17 protein-coding genes are annotated in these 17,096 nt (G+C 72.3%); 3 read left to right on the forward strand and 14 right to left on the reverse strand.

Going from position 1 to position 17,096, the window contains the following annotated elements:
* Nucleotides 1–50: 50 nt before the first annotated feature.
* A complete protein-coding gene (locus BLV76_RS01350) occupies nucleotides 51–569 on the forward strand; it encodes a SigE family RNA polymerase sigma factor (protein WP_090967514.1) in 519 nt (172 codons plus the stop codon).
* The gene (locus tag BLV76_RS01355; RefSeq protein WP_090967515.1) at nucleotides 562–1,797 is read left to right on the forward strand and encodes a hypothetical protein; all 1,236 of its coding nucleotides are present in this window, start codon (nucleotides 562–564) and stop codon (nucleotides 1,795–1,797) included. Before BLV76_RS01350 ends, BLV76_RS01355 begins: the two co-directional genes overlap by 8 nt.
* A 54-nt stretch (nucleotides 1,798–1,851) precedes the next feature.
* Here the strand turns inward: BLV76_RS01355 and BLV76_RS01360 are convergent, their stop codons facing one another.
* The 7 genes from BLV76_RS01360 to glgX all read right to left on the reverse strand — a co-directional run bounded on the left by BLV76_RS01360 (nucleotide 1,852) and on the right by glgX (nucleotide 11,689).
* The gene (locus tag BLV76_RS01360) at nucleotides 1,852–2,151 is read right to left on the reverse strand and encodes a hypothetical protein (protein ID WP_090967516.1); all 300 of its coding nucleotides are present in this window, start codon (nucleotides 2,149–2,151) and stop codon (nucleotides 1,852–1,854) included.
* Between the two features lie 17 nt (nucleotides 2,152–2,168).
* Nucleotides 2,169–3,284 (reverse strand): peptide chain release factor 2, encoded by a 1,116-nt coding sequence (gene prfB, locus BLV76_RS01365; RefSeq protein WP_090967517.1) that lies wholly within the window; start codon nucleotides 3,282–3,284, stop codon nucleotides 2,169–2,171.
* Between the two features lie 51 nt (nucleotides 3,285–3,335).
* Entirely contained in the window at nucleotides 3,336–4,400 is a 1,065-nt protein-coding gene (locus BLV76_RS22310; protein ID WP_175539520.1) for a hypothetical protein, read from the reverse strand.
* Between the two features lie 164 nt (nucleotides 4,401–4,564).
* The gene (locus BLV76_RS01380; RefSeq protein WP_090967519.1) at nucleotides 4,565–5,359 is read right to left on the reverse strand and encodes an NPCBM/NEW2 domain-containing protein; all 795 of its coding nucleotides are present in this window, start codon (nucleotides 5,357–5,359) and stop codon (nucleotides 4,565–4,567) included.
* 75 nt (nucleotides 5,360–5,434) lie between these two features.
* Nucleotides 5,435–7,192, reverse strand: a complete 1,758-nt coding sequence (treZ, locus tag BLV76_RS01385) for a malto-oligosyltrehalose trehalohydrolase (protein WP_090967520.1) — start codon at nucleotides 7,190–7,192, stop codon at nucleotides 5,435–5,437.
* 1 nt (nucleotide 7,193) lies between these two features.
* The gene (treY, locus tag BLV76_RS01390) at nucleotides 7,194–9,509 is read right to left on the reverse strand and encodes a malto-oligosyltrehalose synthase (protein WP_090967521.1); all 2,316 of its coding nucleotides are present in this window, start codon (nucleotides 9,507–9,509) and stop codon (nucleotides 7,194–7,196) included.
* Nucleotides 9,509–11,689 carry a glycogen debranching protein GlgX gene (gene glgX, locus BLV76_RS01395; protein WP_090967522.1) on the reverse strand — a complete coding sequence of 727 codons (2,181 nt, stop codon included), beginning with the start codon at nucleotides 11,687–11,689 and terminating at the stop codon, nucleotides 9,509–9,511. Before glgX ends, treY begins: the two co-directional genes overlap by 1 nt.
* Nucleotides 11,690–11,802: 113 nt before the next feature.
* On the opposite strand from glgX, the gene BLV76_RS01400 reads away from it, so the two are divergent.
* On the forward strand, nucleotides 11,803–12,621 hold the full coding sequence (locus BLV76_RS01400; RefSeq protein ID WP_217630226.1) for a lipase family alpha/beta hydrolase: 819 nt from the start codon (nucleotides 11,803–11,805) through the stop codon (nucleotides 12,619–12,621).
* On the opposite strand, the gene BLV76_RS01405 is transcribed toward BLV76_RS01400, so the two are convergent.
* Genes BLV76_RS01405 through BLV76_RS01435 form a run of 7 tightly spaced genes read right to left on the reverse strand, consistent with a single transcriptional unit; the run spans nucleotide 12,611 to nucleotide 17,063 of the window.
* A complete protein-coding gene (locus BLV76_RS01405; protein ID WP_090967523.1) occupies nucleotides 12,611–13,432 on the reverse strand; it encodes an ABC transporter permease in 822 nt (273 codons plus the stop codon). The two genes, BLV76_RS01400 and BLV76_RS01405, sit on opposite strands and share 11 nt — an antisense overlap.
* Nucleotides 13,429–14,403 carry an ABC transporter ATP-binding protein gene (locus BLV76_RS01410; protein ID WP_217630227.1) on the reverse strand — a complete coding sequence of 325 codons (975 nt, stop codon included), beginning with the start codon at nucleotides 14,401–14,403 and terminating at the stop codon, nucleotides 13,429–13,431. The genes BLV76_RS01405 and BLV76_RS01410 overlap by 4 nt, the downstream gene beginning before the upstream one ends.
* On the reverse strand, nucleotides 14,400–15,497 hold the full coding sequence (locus BLV76_RS01415) for a hypothetical protein (protein ID WP_139306433.1): 1,098 nt from the start codon (nucleotides 15,495–15,497) through the stop codon (nucleotides 14,400–14,402). Before BLV76_RS01415 ends, BLV76_RS01410 begins: the two co-directional genes overlap by 4 nt.
* 49 nt (nucleotides 15,498–15,546) lie before the next feature.
* A complete protein-coding gene (locus BLV76_RS01420) occupies nucleotides 15,547–15,996 on the reverse strand; it encodes a pilus assembly protein TadG-related protein (protein ID WP_245734491.1) in 450 nt (149 codons plus the stop codon).
* Between the two features lie 8 nt (nucleotides 15,997–16,004).
* Nucleotides 16,005–16,460, reverse strand: coding sequence for a hypothetical protein (locus BLV76_RS01425; RefSeq protein ID WP_090967527.1), 456 nt, complete (start codon nucleotides 16,458–16,460; stop codon nucleotides 16,005–16,007).
* On the reverse strand, nucleotides 16,457–16,855 hold the full coding sequence (locus BLV76_RS01430) for a TadE/TadG family type IV pilus assembly protein (protein WP_245734492.1): 399 nt from the start codon (nucleotides 16,853–16,855) through the stop codon (nucleotides 16,457–16,459). The genes BLV76_RS01425 and BLV76_RS01430 overlap by 4 nt, the downstream gene beginning before the upstream one ends.
* Before the next feature lie 7 nt (nucleotides 16,856–16,862).
* Complete coding sequence (locus BLV76_RS01435; RefSeq protein WP_245734493.1) at nucleotides 16,863–17,063, reverse strand: hypothetical protein; 201 nt, start codon at nucleotides 17,061–17,063, stop codon at nucleotides 16,863–16,865.
* Nucleotides 17,064–17,096: the final 33 nt, after the last annotated feature.

The raw sequence follows: 17,096 nt of genomic DNA on the forward strand, positions 1-17,096 counted from the left end.
TGACGGCGCCCGACAGGGGCGCCCTGACGAGCAGGTCGACGGGGGAACGGATGCGGGACGGAGCCGAGGGCGACTTCGCGGACTTCTACGAAGCCACGTGGTCGCGCACGCTCGCGGTGACCTACGGGCTCACGGGAGACCGTGGAGTGGCCGAGGAGATCGCCCAGGAGGCCTACGTCCGGGCCTGGCAGCACTGGAGCCGGGTCGCGCGCTACGACCAGCCGGCCGCCTGGGTGCGCCAGGTGGCGACCCGGCTCTCGGTCAGCCGCTGGCGTCGGACGAAGGTCGCCGCGGCCTGGCTCGCCCGCAACCGCAGCGAGGCGCACGTGCCACCACCCGACGAGACCTCGACCGCACTGGTCCGGGCACTGCTCGAGATCCCCGAGGCCCAGCGACGGGCTGTCGTCCTGCACCACCTCGCCGACCTGCCCGTCGACGAGGTCGCCCGCATCGAGCGGTGCCCGGCCGGGACCGTCAAGGCCCGGCTGTCCCGGGGTCGCGCCGCCCTCGCCCTCCTCCTCACCGACCACCCGGCAGACGAGCCGAACGGAGCACACACCCATGCCTGACATCGACCAGCTCGACCCGGCCCTGGACCGCGCCTTCGACGCGCTCACCCGCGACCTCGCCCGCTCCCCCGGCCCCGGCGCCCCCGCCGCGATGGCCACCGTGCGGAAGCGACGCCGTACGCGCGTCGGTGCCGTCGCGCTCGCCACCCTCGTCGTCGTGGGCGGTGGGCTGACCGTGCCGCGGATGATGTCCGCGAACGTGGACGGAGTGGCCGCCAACGGTGCTGCGCAGCCGCTCGACGCCGCGGCGCTGGAGACGGCGACGGCCGGGTGGCTCTCGGGCTGGGAGGCGTGGAGTCCGAACTCACCCAAGGGAGGCGGCAGCTACACGATGCCCGAGTGCCTCAGCGACGACACGCTGACCGAGAAGCAGCCGCAGGTCGGGTGGGGGATCTCGCAGTTCGTCGGCAGCGAGTTCGCCATGACGACGGCGACGTTCGGCCAGTACCCCGATGTCGCGACCGCCGAGGCTGCGCAGTCCGAGGCCTACGCCACCTGCCGGGGCGCCACCACCGCGACCGTCGACGGCGTCGAGGTCTGGCACTACGCGGAGGCGCCGAGCGAGCCGCGCACGGCGATGACCGACGTCTGGACCGCGCAGATCGGCACCGAGCGGCTCACGCTCGAGATCGCCGGCCGCGCCGGGGTCGCACCCGGAGCGGTGGCCGACCGGGTGGCCGAGGCGGTCGTCGCAGGCCTCCGGTCGGGTGAGAGCCAGGAGCAGTCCGACGGTGACCCGAACGCCGTTGATCCGGACGCGAAGCCGCAGCTACCCCCGGTGATGGACAGTGACCTGACCCGCGCCCTCGCCGGCTGGAAGGCCACCTCACGGGCCACCGCATCCACCATCCCGAACGCTCCGTGCCTCTCGGCACAGGTCGACTCCGGGAGCGTCAGCGCGTCTGGCTCGGGCACGCCGCGAGGCGTCTCCTGGCAGATCGGCGGCTTCGACGACGAGACCACCGGTCCTGCCAACATCGAGCGCATGCTCGACCAGATCCGCTCGTGCACCGACCCCCGGATGTCACTCACGACGGTCGCGGCGGGCGTCACCCTCGTGACGTACGACGTCGGCGGACAGGCCGGCCACGGCGCCCTGTGGCTGCACGCGGTCGGCGACCGCGCGATGGTCACCGGGGTGGGCGGTGCCGCGGACGCCATGCCGGCCGGCGTCGGCGACGACGTCGCTCGCGTGATGGACGACTGGCTGCGGATCCCCTGGGAGTGACGCCGACGTCATGGGGATCCTCGGTGCGAACCGGGGATCCCCATGACGTAAGGGTCAGCGCTGCATCGCCTCGACGGCCTCCTTGGCCTCCCGGAGTCCGCACCCGGTCTTCTCGCGGTAGAGCTTGATCGCGTGGATCAGCTTGTCATCGGCGACGAGCCTGCGGACCTCGGCCGTCCAGTCCTCGGTGGCAGCGACCGCGGCCGCAGCCACGGTCCCGGCGGGCGCGGCCGTCAGCTGGGCGAGCTGCGCCTCGAGCCGGGCCACGCGCTGCTCGAGCCCGGCGATGCGGGAACGGTCGGCGTCGTTCGTGCCTCCGGGGCCGATGACCTCCGGCTTGCTGAAGAGTCCCATGGGCAGAACCCTAGGGGTCAGGCGTCGACCTTCTCCGCACCCCGGCGCCAGCGGATGCCGGCCTCCATGAAGTCGTCGAGGTCGCCGTCGAAGACCGAGCTGGGGTTGCCGGACTCGTGGCCGGTCCGCAGGTCCTTGACGATCTGGTAGGGGTTGAGGACATAGTTGCGCATCTGGTCACCCCAGCTGGCCTGGACGTCGCCCTTGAGGTCCTTCTTCAGCGCCGCCTCCTCGGCCTTGGCCTTCGCGAGCAACTTGGCCTTGAGCACGACCATCGCGGACGCCTTGTTCTGCAGCTGCGACTTCTCGTTCTGGCAGGACACGACGATGCCGGTCGGCAGGTGCGTGAGGCGGACCGCCGAGTCGGTCGTGTTGACCGACTGGCCGCCGGGACCGCCGGAGCGGAAGACGTCGACGCGCAGGTCGTTCTCGTCGACCTCGACCTCGTCGGTCTGCTCGAGGACCGGGACGACCTCGACGGCCGCGAACGACGTCTGGCGGCGGCCCTGGTTGTCGAAGGGGCTGATCCGCACCAGGCGGTGGGTGCCGGCCTCGACCGACAGGGTGCCGTAGGCGTAGGGCGCGTGGATGGCGAACTCGGCGGACTTGATGCCCGCCTCCTCGGCGTAGGAGACGTCGTAGACCTCGACGCCGTACTTGTGCTGCTCGGCCCAGCGCGTGTACATCCGCATGAGCATCTCGGCGAAGTCGGCGGCGTCGACGCCACCGGCGCCCGAGCGGATCGTCACGATCGCCTCGCGCTCGTCGTACTCCCCCGAGAGCAGGGTGCGGATCTCGAGGGACTCGACCGACTTCTTGATCCGGCCGAGCTCCGTCTCGGAGTCGGCGAGCGTGTCGGCGTCGCCCTCCTCCTGCGCCATCTCGACCATGAGGCCGAGGTCCTCGATGCGGGACTCGAGACCGGTGTAGCGGTCCATCTCGCCCTGCAGCGCCGAGAGGCGTCCGGTGATGCGGGTGGCGCTCTCCACGTCGTCCCAGAGGTCGGGCGCCGCGACCTGCTCGCTGAGGTCGGCGATCTCACCGCGCATGCGGTCGAGGTTGAGGACCTGGCCGACCGTCTTCATGGTCGCCTGGAGCTGCTTGATCTCTGCGTCGTAGTCGATGCCTGCCACAAGAGCCAACAGTACGGCTCGTGCGTGAGGGGTGTCGAAGCAGTAGCGCCCTCAGTACGTGATGGTCACGTATCCGTCGTCGCCCTTCTGCGCAGCAGCGGTCGTCCCCTTGCCCGCGTTGCCCGCGCTGACCGGCGACGTGGCGTTGCTGACCGTCGCGGTGACGAGGATGCCACCGGTGTAGCAGGAGCCCGCCCCGCCTGCGCCTCCCGAGTCGGCGAACGCCTGCGTGTTGCTGGGTGCGGTGGAGCTGCGGACACCGCCCGAGCCGCCGCCCCGGTAGCCGCCACCTCCACCACCGGCGCCGCCGGTGGAGCGCTGTGCGCCGGCCGCGCCGTCACCTCCGCCGTTGGAGCCCGAACCCAGGTTGCCACCAGCCGTACCCGCGGCACCGCTGCCCGCACCGGTGCCCGCGCCTCCCGCTGAACCCACCGCTAGTGGGCCGGCGCCACCGCCGCCACCCGCAGACAGGACGATCGTGCCGGCGGTCTGGGACGCCTCGCCCGCACCGGCGCCGGCCGAGCCCAGTGAGCTGCCGCCGTTGCCCGGAGTGGTGATCGAGGTGTTGGTCGGGTTGGCGCCGCCAGTGACGTTGTTGACGCTGGTCGACCCCTTCCCGCCGCCGCCCCCGCCGACCGCGATCGGCGAGGATCCGATGAGGATCGCGGTACCGCCACCGCCGGCACCGCCGTAGATGCTCGTGCCCCTGCCGCCGTCACCTCCCTTGCCGAAGCCGGTGCCACCGACCCCCGCAGTGCCTGACGTGCCGATGCCCTCTCCGCCGCCGGCCCCGACGACGACCGTCAGGACCTGACCCGTCTGGTTGGCGGCCAGCGTGACCGTGCCGGTCACCCGACCACCGTTGCCGCCGGAGAACGACGCGCTGCCGCCACCGCCGGCGCCGGCCAGGTCGAAGGTGAAGACGCGCACGCCGGCGGGGATCGTCAGCGTGTAGCTGCCCGCGGCGGACCGGGTCCACGTGAAGCTGGCGGCGTACGCCGGTGCGGCGGCTGCCACCGCGATCACCGGGACGCTCCAGGCGGCTCCTCTGGTCACGGAGCGGCGCGAGGGGGCGAGTCGTGCGCTCCTGGTGGGCGGCCCCTGCAGGTCGTCCATCGTCGTCCTTCCCGAGCGAGTGACAGCGAAAGTAAAGATATCGGGCGCGTCCAAGGTCGTCCCGCGGACCCGACAAGACGACGGCAGGCACTTCCCGGGGGCCTGTAACCCCGGGTCGTACCTGCCGTCGTCGGTCTCGGTGCCGGCCCTCGCCGGCTGCGGCGTCAGCGCGTGCAGAGCACCTCGGGCGTCGCGATCGCGGTGATCGCGGCAGGCGTGGCGCTCGCGGTGGCGTCGATCCGGAGCCGGAACACGCCGTCGAGGTCGATCGTGTCGTCGGCGACGATCGTGCCGACCGAGAGCGCGTGCGAGCCGAGGACCGAGCCGTCGGCGCTGACCGTCACCGAGCCGGTCGCGCCGGTCGCGGAGTCGTCGGTGAGGGCGTACGTCGCGCGCAGCTCGGTGCACTTGCGACCCAGCGTGTACTCCACGGAGGACGGCGACCCGGCGGTGACGGTGGCCAGGCTCTGGCCGAAGTACTCCGTGCCGATGGTCACGCCGCGGTAGCCCATGTTGGTCAGGGGCCCGGCCGTGCGGGACGTGAGCCTGCCCCACGAGTAGACCTCGACCTCGAGGGTCTTGCTGATGCCCTGGCCGTAGCCGTTGGAGGCCGGCTTGACCACGCGGTACTCACGCGTGCCGGGCGTCGACGGGTCGTCGGTCACCTTGTAGGTGCCGTTGGCCCTGACCTTCGTGGTGCCGGTGGCCTTCCACTTCTTCTTGCCGTCGACCCGCTGCTGGAGGACGACCTTCTCCCCCGCGGCCTTCGGGCTGACCCGGCCGCGGATCTTGAGGACGGTCTCCTTGCCGATGGCGGTGGTCTCGTTGATCGAGGCGGAGACCGAGTAGGTGCCGGCCTTCGTGGACGCGTGCTCGGGAGCAGCCTGCGCAGGCGCTGTGAGAGCGAGCGAGCTCGCGGCGAGGCCGGCGAGCGCGACCCAGGCGGTGGTGCGGTTCATGAGGTTCCCCCTCGTGCAGTGGCCCTGTCGGCCTGTTCGCGAGGGAGACTCCGGTCCCACCGGAAAAGTTGTCGGCTACCGGAGCAGGGCGCCGCCGTGCGGAGGGATCGTCAGGACGGCGTCGTCGAGCGTGACTCCCGACGGCGTCTCGAAGAGCACCTCGCTCGCGTCCACCTCGACGCTGACCTCGGTCTCGCCCGCGTTGACGAGCACGAGCAGGTCGCCGCGCCGCATGGTGAACAGCCGCCCGTCGACCGAGCACGACACCGCCGCGAAGTCGGGGTCGGTCAGCTGCTCGAGGTCGCGCCGCAGGCGGGCGAGGCGCCGGTAGCAGTCGAGCACGACGGCGTGGCGGCCCTCGGTGAGCTCGCTCCAGTCGAGCTTGGAGCGCAGGAAGGTCTCGGGGTCCTGCGGATCGGGCACCTCTGCCGGGTCCCAGCCCATCTTCTCGAACTCCGCGATCCGGCCCTCTGCCGTCGCGCGGCCGAGCTCGGGCTCGGGGTGCGAGGTGAAGAACTGGAACGGCGACGAGGCCGCCCACTCCTCGCCCATGAACAGCATCGGCGTGAAGGGCGCGGTCAGCGTGAGCAGCGCGGCGCACGCGAGCTGGTCGTCGTCGAGGTGCTCGGCCAGCCGGTCGCCGCGGGCGCGGTTGCCGATCTGGTCGTGGTTCTGGTTGGTCACCACGAGCCGCCAGGCCGGCATCCGCGCGGTGTCGACCGGGCGCCCGTGGTCGCGCTCGCGGAACGACGACCAGGTCCCGTCGTGGAAGAAGCCCTTCTCGATGACCTTGGCCAGCGCCTCGAGCGGCTCGAAGTCGGCGTAGTAGCCGGCCGTCTCGCCACTGAGGGCGACGTGGACCGCGTGGTGGAAGTCGTCGCTCCACTGGGCGTCGAGCCCGTAGCCACCGGCCTCGCGCGGCTTCACCAGCAGCGTGTCGTTGAGGTCGGACTCGGCGATCAGGGTCAGCGGCCGACGCAGCTGGGCCGACAGCGTCGCCGTCTCGACGGCCATCTGCTCGAGCAGGTGCACCTCGGAGGTGTCGCTGAGCGCGTGCACGGCGTCGAGCCGCAGCGCGTCGACGTGGAGGTCCTCGAACCACATCCGCACGTTGTCGAGGATGTAGCGCCGCACCTCGGCCGACCCCTCGCCGTCGAGGTTGACCAGATCGCCCCAGGTGTTGCGGCCGTCCTTCAGGTAGGGCCCGAACAGCGGCAGGTAGTTGCCCGACGGGCCCAGGTGGTTGTGGACGACGTCCTGCACGACACCGAGGCCCTTGGCGTGGCAGGCGTCGACGAAGCGTCGGTAGGCGTCCGGGCCGCCGTACCCCTCGTGGACGGCGTACCAGCCGACGCCGTCGTAGCCCCAGTTGTGCGTGCCGTTGAAGGCGTTGACCGGCATCACCTCGACCAGGTCGACGCCGATGTCGAGGAGGTGGTCGAGCCGGCCGATCGCGGAGTCGAGGGTTCCGTCGGGGGTGAAGGTCCCGACGTGCAGCTCGTAGATCACCGACCCGGCGAGCTGGCGGCCCGTCCAGCCGGAGTCCTGCCACTCGTACGTCGACCGCTCCTGCCGCGAGAGCTCGTGCACGCCGCCGGGCTGGCGGCGCGACCTCGGGTCGGGACGCGGCTCCGGGTCGTCGTCGAGGAGGTAGCCGTAGTCGACGTAGTCGTGCTCGGCCCGCACCGGGAGCGGCTCGGCCGGGCTCCACCAGCCGTCGTCGCCGCGTCGCATCTCGACGACGCCACCGCCGTCGCTGTCGATGACCAGCCGGACGCGCTCGGGGCGGGGTGCCCAGACGTCGAAGGGTCCTCTGGGGGTCGGCGAGGCCATCTCAGTCCTTCCTCACCAGAAGCGCGACGGGGTGCACGGCGAGCAGGTCGGCCAGCCGGCCGTCCGTGTCGAGGCCGGTGAGCACGTCGTGCCAGGTGCCGTCAGGGAGGTCGAGCACCGTCTCGCCCCAGCCGCCGTCGGTGGCGAGCCCGACCGGGAGTCGGGTGGCGACGGTGATGGCGCCGCCCCGGTCGAAGGCCACGACGTGGTCGGCGGTGGCGCCGGTCGCGCCGACCGGCTCGTAGTCGGTGAAGAGCTCGGGCCGGTCGCGACGCAGGGTGAGCGCCGTGCAGGTGACGTGGAGCTTGGCGGCCGCGTCGTCCTCCTCGGTCCCGGCGAGCACGGCGCGGCGGTGGTCGAAGTCGACCGGACGCCGGTTGTCGGGGTCGACCAGCGACGTCTCCCACAGCTCACTGCCCTGGTAGACGTCGGGCACGCCGGGGATGGTGATCGCGAGCAGCTTGGCCGCCAGCGAGTTCGCCTGGGCGGCCGCGTCGATCGTCGTGGCGAGCCCGGTGAGGACCTCCCGCACCTCGGTGTCGTCGAAGACGGCGTCGACCGCGGCGTGCACCGCGGCCTCGTAGGCCTCGTCGGGCTCGGTCCACGTCGTGCGGTCGCCGGCCTCGCGCATCGCCTTCTCGGCGTACCCGTGGAGCCGGTCCCGGAGGTCGGGCAGGTGGTCGGGCGTCCAGGCGCCGAGCACCGCCTGCCAGAGCAGGGACCCGAAGCCCGGGTCGGGGACGGGTGCGAGCCGCAGCAGCTCGTCGAGCGCCTGCTCCCACTCGCGCGGCTCCTCGGCGAGCACGGTGATCCGGGCGCGGACGTCCTCGCCGCGCTTGGTGTCGTGCGTGGACAGGGTGACCATCGCGTCCGGCCAGTCGCGCTGGCGGACGGCCATCGCGTCGTGGAAGGTGTCGGTGCCGATCGCGAAGATCGACGGGTCCGCACCGACCTCGTTGAGCGAGGTGAGGCGCGACCACTGGTAGAAGGAGCAGTCCTCGACGCCCTTGGCCATCACCATGCCGGAGGTCTGCTGGAAGCGCCGGGCCGGCTGGCTCCACTCGTCGTGGAGCACGGGCTCGATGGCGTCGTACGTCGCCCCGAGGTCGGGGCGGGCGGTGCGGGCCGCGAAGAAGGCCTGGTCGAGGTGCGCGCGTCCCTCGGGGAGGTAGGAGCGGTAGACCGGGAAGCAGGCCAGGAGCTCGGCGATCGCGTCGGCGACGGCGTCCTCGTCGACACCCTCGTCCTCGGTGTCCTGCCGGGTCTCCTGCACCTTGGCGACCTCGCGGGTGATCCGCAGGACCTCGGAGTGCAGGATCCCGTCGGCGACGGCGCGCTTGTTGTCGTGGACCATCCGCGTCCAGTCGACCGGCGTGCCACGCAGCCGGTTCTCGAGCGCGGTGAGCGGAGCCTCGCCGGCGGGGTCGGTCAGCAGCCGGTCGATGAGCGCGAGGGCGTCGTAACCGGTCGTGCCGGCGGTCGCCCACTCCGAGGGCAGCTCCTCGCCGGGCTCGAGGATCTTCTCCACGAGCACGTAGGCACCACCGGTGAGGGCGGCGAGGTCGTCGAGGTAGCGCTTGGGGTCGCGGAGGCCGTCGGGGTGGTCGACGCGCAGTCCGTCGACCAGGCCCTCGTCGAACCACCGCCTGATCTCGACGTGGGTCTCGGCGAAGACCTCGGGGTCCTCGACCCGGACCGCGGCGAGCGTGTTGACCGCGAAGAACCGGCGGTAGTTGAGGTCGTCGTCCGCGGCCTTCCAGTGCACGAGGTCGTAGTGCTGCTCCTCGAGCGTCGTCGTGCCGGGCGCGAGCGGGAAACGCTGGTCGTGGTAGCGGACCTCGCCGCCCTCGATGCGGATCGAGCCCTCGTCGTCGTCGCCGATCACCGGGATCACGATGCGCCCGTCGCCGGCGGCCCAGTCGACGTCGAAGGCGGTGGCGTGCTCGGACTCGCGGCCGAGCCGCAGCACGTCCCACCACCACGGGTCCTCGGACGGCGTCGCGACGCCGACGTGGTTGGGGACGATGTCGACGAGGACGCCCATGCCGAGCCGGCGGGCCTCGGCGGACAGGGCGGCCAGCCCCTCCTCGCCCCCGCGCTCGGGGTCGACGTGGTCGAAGGCGACGACGTCGTAGCCGTGGGTGCTCCCGGGCTCGGAGGCCAGGAGCGGCGAGAGGTAGACCCAGTCGACACCGAGGTCGTGGAGGTACGGCAGCACGTCCGCGGCCTCGTGGAGGGTGAAGTCCTGGCTGACCTGCAGCCGGTACGTGCTGTGCGGCCTCCGCTGGTCCACCCCCCGCTGGTCGGTCGGTGCCATCAGGCGTCCGTCCCCGTCCTGGCAGCCAGGGACGCCGCGACCGAGTGGTCCGGGCTCTCGGCAGGAGGGGTGTGCTCGCGCAGGACGACGAGGGTGTGGGTGGTCAGGTCGAAGGTCGCGCCGGCAGCCAGCGTGGCCTCCGCATCGGCGTTCCCACCCGTGTCGATCACGACGTCCCACGCGGCGGCGTACTCCTCCGGGGGGAGCGTCACCTGCGCCGGCCCGTCGGCGTTGAAGTAGAGGAGGAAGTGCGCGTCGGTGATCGTGCCGCCGCGGGCGTCCTTGCCGGCGATGCCGTTGCCGTTGAGGTACATCCCGATGGCCTTCGCCCCGTCGTCCCACGCGTCGTCCGCCATCGGCTCGCCGTCGAGCGCCAGCCAGACGATGTCGTTGAGGCGCTCGCCGTCGCCGGTGCGCACGGTCGTGCCGGTGAAGAAGCGCTTGCGGTGGAAGGTCGGGTGGTCGGCGCGCAGCTTGGCCACCGCCGCGGTGAACTCGATCAGCGGCTTGTCGGCGTCGTCCCAGTGGACCCAGCTGATCTCGCTGTCCTGGGCGTAGGTGTTGTTGTTGCCGTCCTGGGTGCGGCTGAGCTCGTCGCCGTGCAGCAGCATCGGGACGCCCTGGCTGAGCAGCAGCGTCGCGATGAAGTTGCGCTGCTCGCGGGCCCGCGCCCCCAGGATCTCCGGGTCCTCCGTCGGTCCCTCGACGCCGTGGTTCCACGACCGGTTGTGGCTCTCGCCGTCGTTGTTGCCCTCACCGTTGGCCTCGTTGTGCTTCTCGTTGTAGGACACGAGGTCGCGCAGGGTGAAGCCGTCGTGGGCGGTGACGAAGTTGATGCTGGCGAAGGGGCGGCGCCCGGAGTGCTCGTAGAGGTCGGAGGAGCCGGACAGGCGCGAGGCGAAGTCGCCCAGCGACGGCTCGCCGCGCCAGAAGTCGCGGACGGTGTCGCGGTAGTCGCCGTTCCACTCGGTCCACTGGGGCGGGAAGCCGCCGACCTGGTAGCCGCCGGGCCCGATGTCCCAGGGCTCGGCGATCAGCTTCACCTGGCTGACGACCGGGTCCTGCTGCACCATCTCGAAGAAGGTGGAGAGCTTGTCGACGTCGTAGAACTCGCGGGCCAGGGTCGCGGCGAGGTCGAAGCGGAAGCCGTCGACGTGCATCTCGGTCACCCAGTAGCGCAGCGAGTCCATGATCAGCTGCACCGAGTGCGGGTGCCGGACGTTGAGGCTGTTGCCGGTGCCGGTGTAGTCCATGTAGTAGCGCTGGTCGTCCTCGACGAGCCGGTAGTAGGCCGGGTTGTCGATGCCCTTGAAGCTCAGCGTCGGGCCGAGGTGGTTGCCCTCGGCGGTGTGGTTGTAGACCACGTCGAGGATGACCTCGATGCCGGCGGCGTGCATCGCCTTGACCATCGCCTTGAACTCCTGGACCTGCTGGCCCTGCTGGCTCGAGGCGTAGTCGGCGTGCGGGGCGAAGAAGCCGAGGGTGTTGTAGCCCCAGTAGTTGCGCAGGCCCTGGTCGAGGAGCGTGGAGTCCTGGACGAACTGGTGCACCGGCATCAGCTCGATCGCGGTCACGCCCAGCTTGGTGAGGTGGGCGGTGATCGAGGGGTGCGCGAGCCCGGCGTAGGTGCCGCGCTGCTCCTCGGGCACGTCGGGGTGCAGCTGGGTGAGGCCCTTGACGTGCGCCTCGTAGATGAAGGACTCGTTGTAGGGGATGGCGAGGCGGCGGTCGCCCTCCCAGTCGAAGAACGGGTTGATCACGACGCCGTGCGTCATGTGCGCGGCCGAGTCGTCGTCGTTCCTGCTGTCCTCCTCGCCGAAGTCGTAGCCGAAGAGCGACTGGTCCCAGTCGATCTCACCGGCGGTCGCCTTGGCGTAGGGGTCGAGCAGCAGCTTGTTCGGGTTGCAGCGCAGCCCCTTGGTCGGGTCCCACGGCCCGTGGACGCGATAGCCGTAGCGCTGGCCGGGCTGGACGGTGGGGATGTAGCAGTGCCACACGTAGGCGTCGACCTCGGTGACCTCGAGCTTCGTCTCGACGAAGGCGCCGGGCTGCTCGGGGTCGGGCTCGAACAGGCACAGCTCGACGCGCTCCGCGACCTCGCTGAAGAGCGCGAAGTTGGTGCCGCTGCCGTCGAAGGTCGCGCCGAGGGGGTAGGCCGTTCCGGGCCAGGTCTCCGTCATGACGACGACGCTACCGGCGACCGGCCGGTAGTCGTTCCTCGCTCATCCAGTGGGGTGGGGTCCGAGCGACCACCGTCACCCGACCGCGCGCGCTGGCGGGCACACTGGACGACGTGGCCGCTCGACTGCTCCCCTCCCTGTCCCCGCAGCGTCGGCGACTGGTGGTCGGGGCCGTTGTGCTCGCGCTCGTCGCGGTGGTCGGCATCGTCGTCGCCGTCGTCGTACGCCGTGGGCCGTCGGTGGAGCCCGTCGCGCAGGACCGGCCGGGACCAGTGCTGCTGGTGCCGGGTTTCGGCGGCTCGACCGCCGCGCTGGAGGTGCTCGCTGCGGACCTCGAGTCCACCGGTCGCGACGTCAGGATCGTGCCGGCGCGGGGCAACGGGACCGGCGACCTGCGGGTCCGCGCCGCGGACCTCGGTCGCGCGGTCGACGCGGCGCTGGCGGAGACCGGGGCGCCGTCGGTCGACGTCGTCGGCTACTCCGCGGGCGGCGTCGTGCTGCGGCTCTACGTCGCCGACCTCGGTGGTGGCTCGACGGTCCGGCGTGCGGTGACCCTGTCCTCCCCGCACCACGGCACCGACCTCGCGGGCCTGGCCGCCTCCTTCGGCGCCGAGACCTGCCCGGAGGCCTGTCAGCAGCTGGCCCCGGACTCCGACCTGCTCCGCGACCTCAACGCCGGTGACGAGACCCCGCGGGGTCCGGTCTGGGTCGCGCTGTGGACCGAGGACGACAAGACCGTCGTCCCGCCGACCTCCGGCGAGCTCGACGGAGCCCTCGACTACGCCGTGCAGAGCGTGTGCCCCGACCTCACCGTGGGCCATCCCGACGTGCCCCGCACCCCGGCGGTGGTCGCGATGGTCGAGGCGGCCCTCGGTCCGGAGGCGCCCGCGAGGCCGGACTCCCGGGTCTGCTCGCACGAGCTCAGTCGGTGATGTCCTTGGTGGTGAAGCTCGCCCAGGCCGCGCCGAGGAAGACGACGACGTAGGCGCCCTGCACCAGCACCCCGCGCAGCACGTCGTCCCACCGGATCGGGTCGCGGAAGAGGTCGACGAACGCCAGCCAGTGCCGGGTCAGCAGGTAGGGGTGCAGCGCCTGCGCCGCGTCGAGCGTGAGCAGCAGCGTCGAGGCCACCAGCAGGGTCATCGCACCCATCGCCGCGCCGAGCGGTGAGCGCGCCACGGTCGACAGGAACAGGGCGATGGCGGCGACACCCAGCATGCAGAGCATCGCGTAGCCGAAGGCCAGGCCCGTCCGGCCCACCAGCTCGGGCGTCGACATGGGCGTGCCCGAGACGCTCGTCGTGGGTCCCGTGACGGTGACCGTCTGGTCGCCCAGCAGGAGCAGCCCGACGACGTACGACGTCACCGCGACGACGAGCACGGTGACCACGACGAACGCCATGACGGCCACCAGCTTGGCCACGAGCAGGCGGGTCCGGCCGACCGGGCGGATCAGCAGGTAGCGCAGCGTGCCCTGCTGCGCCTCTCCCGCGATCGCCTCCCCCGCGGTGAGGGCCACGGCGATCGGCAGGAAGAGGGGCAGCACCATCGCGAGCGCGGCCAGCGGGAAGAGCGTCCCGTCGGTCAGCACGGCGGACAGGAAGGCCGGCCCGGTGCCGGGACGCGGCCCGAGGTCGGTGATGGCGAGCAGCACGGCCACCAGCGTGGGCAGCGCGTCGATGATCGCGATCGTGCCCCAGGTGCGCCGGTTGCGCAGCAGCTTGGCGAGCTCGGCCCGGATCACGCGCGCGCCCCCTCACGACCGAAGCGGTCCGTGCCGGAGGTCGTGGCCGCGAGCACCACGTCCTCGAGGCGTCGCCGTTCCGGACCCAGCTGCGTGACGCGTACGCCGCCCTCCACCAGGCGCGCGTTGAGGTCGGCGGGCTCGAGTCCGCGGACCAGCAGCCGCCCACCCCCGTCTGAAGCCTCGTCGGATGCCTCGACCTCGACGTGCGCCGTCGCGAGCAGGCTCCGGGCCAGGTCCAGGTCCGGGGTGTGCACCTCGGTGCGCCCGGTGGGGCCGCGCAGTGCGTCCATCTGGTCCTGCAGCACGAGCCGTCCGCCGTCCAGCACGCCGACCCGGGTGCACATCTGCTCGATCTCGCCGAGCAGGTGGCTGGAGAGGAACACGGTCGTCCCCTCGCGGTTGAGCTCCAGCAGCAGCGTGCGGATCTCGTTGATGCCCTGCGGGTCGAGGCCGTTGGTCGGCTCGTCGAGCACCAGCAGGCGGGGGCGTCGCAGGAGTGCGGCCGCCAGGCCGAGGCGCTGGCGCATGCCGAGGGAGTACGCCCGCACCGGGCGCATGTCGACGCTGGCCAGGCCCACGCGCTCGAGGGCCTCCTCGACCCGCTGGCCGCGGGTGCGGCGCGAGCCGTCGGGACCGGTGGCGTCGAACATCGCCAGGTTGGCGCGACCGGAGAGGTGCGGGTAGGCGCCCGGCCCCTCGACCATCGCTCCCACCCGGGGCAGCACGGACCTCGCGGACCCGGGCATCGGCTCGCCGAGCACGTCCATCTCGCCGGAGGTGGCCAGCACCAGCCCGAGCAGCATCCGCACGGTCGTGGTCTTGCCCGACCCGTTGGCGCCGAGGAAGCCGTAGACGTCGCCCTCGCGGACGTCGAGGTCGACGGCGTCGACCGCGGTCACCCGTCCGAAGCGCTTGGTGAGGGCAGCGGTGCGGATCACGCTGGGAGCACCTTCGCGGGCGGCGCTCATCCGGCCTGCTCCAGGAAGACGTAGCCGGCCAGCACGTCCCGACCGGCACGTTCGAGGGCGTCGCGGGTGAGCGTGCCCGCGAGCAGCCAGCCGCCATCACCGTCGCGGCCGGTCAGCAGCACACCGAGCGGCCCGACCGAGGCGACGGTCCGCTCCCCGTCCTGCTCGACGCCCGGGGTCAGCGTCAGCTGGTCCCGCAGGGCGCCCGCCTCGCGGTCGCGCAGCGGGATGGCGATCACCTGGGCCGTGCCCTCGCCGTAGACCCCCACAGCGCCGTCGGACGCCGGCCCCAGCGCCAGGCCGGCAGCGGTCGCGGGCGGCCGCAGGGGTGCGTACTGGTTGGCCGCGTCGGCGATGTCGAGGACGTCCTCGACCTTGACGTCGGTGGTGGCGGTGGGCTCGAAGGCGAGGATCTCGTCGGCCGGCGGGTCGGTGGAGACGGCGCTGAAGCGGCTGGTGACGGAGGGTGTGGCCTCGCCTGCGGCGTAGACCTCGACCAGGAGGGGCAGGTGGGAGTCCTGCCCGGTCCAGAGGTCGACGTGGTCGATGCTCGACAGGTCCGAGGGTGGCCGGACGCGCAGGCCCGCCGCCGACTCGCCGGCCAGTCGCCGGTTCGGGAGGGGCGACACGTCGTCGTCGGTGACGCCTCGCAGGATGCGTTCGGCCAGCACCGGTGGGACGAGGTCGCCGGGACGAGGCAGCCGGATCGCGGGGTCGCGGCTGTAGGTCGCCTCGGCCCGCTCGAAGCTCCACTCCAGAGTCGTGTCGCCGTCGCGTCGGATGTCGGTCTCGCCGGTGGTCAGCAGCCGGTCGACGCGCCAGTGCTCGGCGTCGCGCCACCACACCCGCATCGTGGTCTGCTCGCCGAAGAGGGCGGCCACGCCGCCGAACCGGTCGGCGTCCGGGAGCTGCAGGGTCCCGGTGGTCTCGACCGTCCCCGACCACTGCTGGTCGATGCCCGCGCGTGCCTGCTCCAGCAGCTCGGCCGGGCTGGCGTCGGTCCCGCCCGCGGGCAGCCAGCGTCCGACGAGGGGCGCGACGACGAGCAGGCCCACGGCCAGTGCCACCACGCACCAGCGCCCCACCCGTGTCATGCCTTCGGACAGTACGCCGACCTCCCCCACCCGCTCGGCCGGTCGATCCTCACCCGGGTCGGATCGTCACCGCGGCGGTGCTGCTGGCGCCCACCACCGGCGCGTCGGGCCCGCCGGGGATCGACAGCGGCAGCTCGAGCGGCGCGCGGAGGCGAACCGTGACCGACCGCCCGACCGGGTCGACGTCGACGGCGACCTCGATGCCGGGGAACTTCCTCCCCGCAGCGGCTCGCCCGAGGTAGTCCCGCACCGCAGCCTCGACGGCCGCCTCCTGCTGGAGCAGCCGGTCGGCGTCGAGCCCCTGCTCGTAGATGCCGGCCGACCCGAGGTCAGCGCCGTAGAGGGCCGCTCCGTCGGCGAGGTTGTCGAGCCCCTGCCGGCGGAGGTACGCCGCCGACGCGTCGACGACGACCACGACCGCCATCAGCAAGATGGCGGCGAAGCCGATGATCAGCAGGGTCACCTGCCCGCCCTCGTCGCGACCGGCCCGGTCCCTCACTCCGCTCGTCATTGGGGCGCGCTCTCGACGTACTGGCCGATGGGCACGGTGTGGGTGGCGTCCAGGGCGAACGTCGCCGCGCTCCTGCCGAGGATCGTGGGCGCGAACGGCAGCGTCACGCCCGACGTGATCCGGACCGTGATCACGGCGGTGCCGACGTGACAGTTACCGGCGGGCGCCTCGCAGGTGATGCGCACCCTTGCCCGCTGCCCGCGCGCACCCTGGTCGTCGAGCACCTGCTGCGCCGCGGCGTTGGCGCGCTGCTCACCCGTCGCGTCGTCGGGGGCGAGGGCGTACGCCCGCCCGGCTGCGCGTGCGGCCGCGCTGGTCGCGAAGGCGCCGCGCTGCACCTCGAAGACCGACAGGATGATCCAGATGATCGGCACGATCAGGATGATCGCGAGCCAGCTCAGCTCGATGAGCGCCGATCCGCGGTCGTCCCGCCTCCGCGCCGATCGCCTCACGGGGTCGCTCCGACCTCGGCGACGGCGTGCCCGGCGACGCGGACGTGGACGCCCGGGACACCCAGGCCGAGGATGCCCACGTCGGCCTCGATGACCGCCTCGTAGCCCGGCGCACCGCCGACCAGCGCCGAGCGTACGACGACGGTGCGGTCGAAGTCCTTCGAGAGGGCGCCGTCGATGAGCCCCTGCGTCTTCACCTGTCCGGCGTACGCCGACGAGCCGGCGACCGCGGCGTGGCGCGCACCCTCGGAGGCAGCCGAGGCCAGGGTGTTGCGCACGTGCAGCACGAGCGCGAGCTGCAGGATGCCGATGACCAGCGGCAGCAGGACCAGCAGCACCAGGACGAAGTCGACCACCGCGGCCCCGCGCTCGCTGGTGCGAGCGCGACGGATCACGTGCGGATCAGCCGCTCACCATCGAGAACGCCTGCTCGAGCAGCGAGCGCAGCTGGTCGCCGACGAACGGCGTCAGGGCGGCGACCACGATGGCGGTCATCAGGGTCACCATGACCCAGCCCGGGACGTCGCCGCGGTCGTCGCGCTGCCGGTCGGCCTTCGCGAGCGTCGTGAGGTGGAGGAGCAGTCCCGAGATCGACGGGTGCATGGGGTGTGTCCTTTCGTTGGTGCGATCAGGGTG

The sequence above is a fragment of the Nocardioides exalbidus genome (genome assembly GCF_900105585.1).
Classification (GTDB): domain Bacteria; phylum Actinomycetota; class Actinomycetes; order Propionibacteriales; family Nocardioidaceae; genus Nocardioides; species Nocardioides exalbidus.

Excerpts from the sequence above, each read along its gene's own strand:
- BLV76_RS01350 (WP_090967514.1), top strand. The coding sequence starts at position 51 with ATGCGGGACGGAGCCGAGGGCGACTTCGCGGACTTCTACGAAGCCACG.
- BLV76_RS01355 (WP_090967515.1), top strand. The coding sequence starts at position 562 with ATGCCTGACATCGACCAGCTCGACCCGGCCCTGGACCGCGCCTTCGAC.
- BLV76_RS01360 (WP_090967516.1), bottom strand. The coding sequence starts at position 2,151 with ATGGGACTCTTCAGCAAGCCGGAGGTCATCGGCCCCGGAGGCACGAAC.
- BLV76_RS22310 (WP_175539520.1), bottom strand. The coding sequence starts at position 4,400 with ATGGACGACCTGCAGGGGCCGCCCACCAGGAGCGCACGACTCGCCCCC.
- BLV76_RS01380 (WP_090967519.1), bottom strand. The coding sequence starts at position 5,359 with ATGAACCGCACCACCGCCTGGGTCGCGCTCGCCGGCCTCGCCGCGAGC.
- treZ (WP_090967520.1), bottom strand. The coding sequence starts at position 7,192 with ATGGCCTCGCCGACCCCCAGAGGACCCTTCGACGTCTGGGCACCCCGC.
- treY (WP_090967521.1), bottom strand. The coding sequence starts at position 9,509 with ATGGCACCGACCGACCAGCGGGGGGTGGACCAGCGGAGGCCGCACAGC.
- glgX (WP_090967522.1), bottom strand. The coding sequence starts at position 11,689 with ATGACGGAGACCTGGCCCGGAACGGCCTACCCCCTCGGCGCGACCTTC.
- BLV76_RS01410 (WP_217630227.1), bottom strand. The coding sequence starts at position 14,403 with ATGAGCGCCGCCCGCGAAGGTGCTCCCAGCGTGATCCGCACCGCTGCC.
- BLV76_RS01415 (WP_139306433.1), bottom strand. The coding sequence starts at position 15,497 with ATGACACGGGTGGGGCGCTGGTGCGTGGTGGCACTGGCCGTGGGCCTG.
- BLV76_RS01435 (WP_245734493.1), bottom strand. The coding sequence starts at position 17,063 with ATGCACCCGTCGATCTCGGGACTGCTCCTCCACCTCACGACGCTCGCG.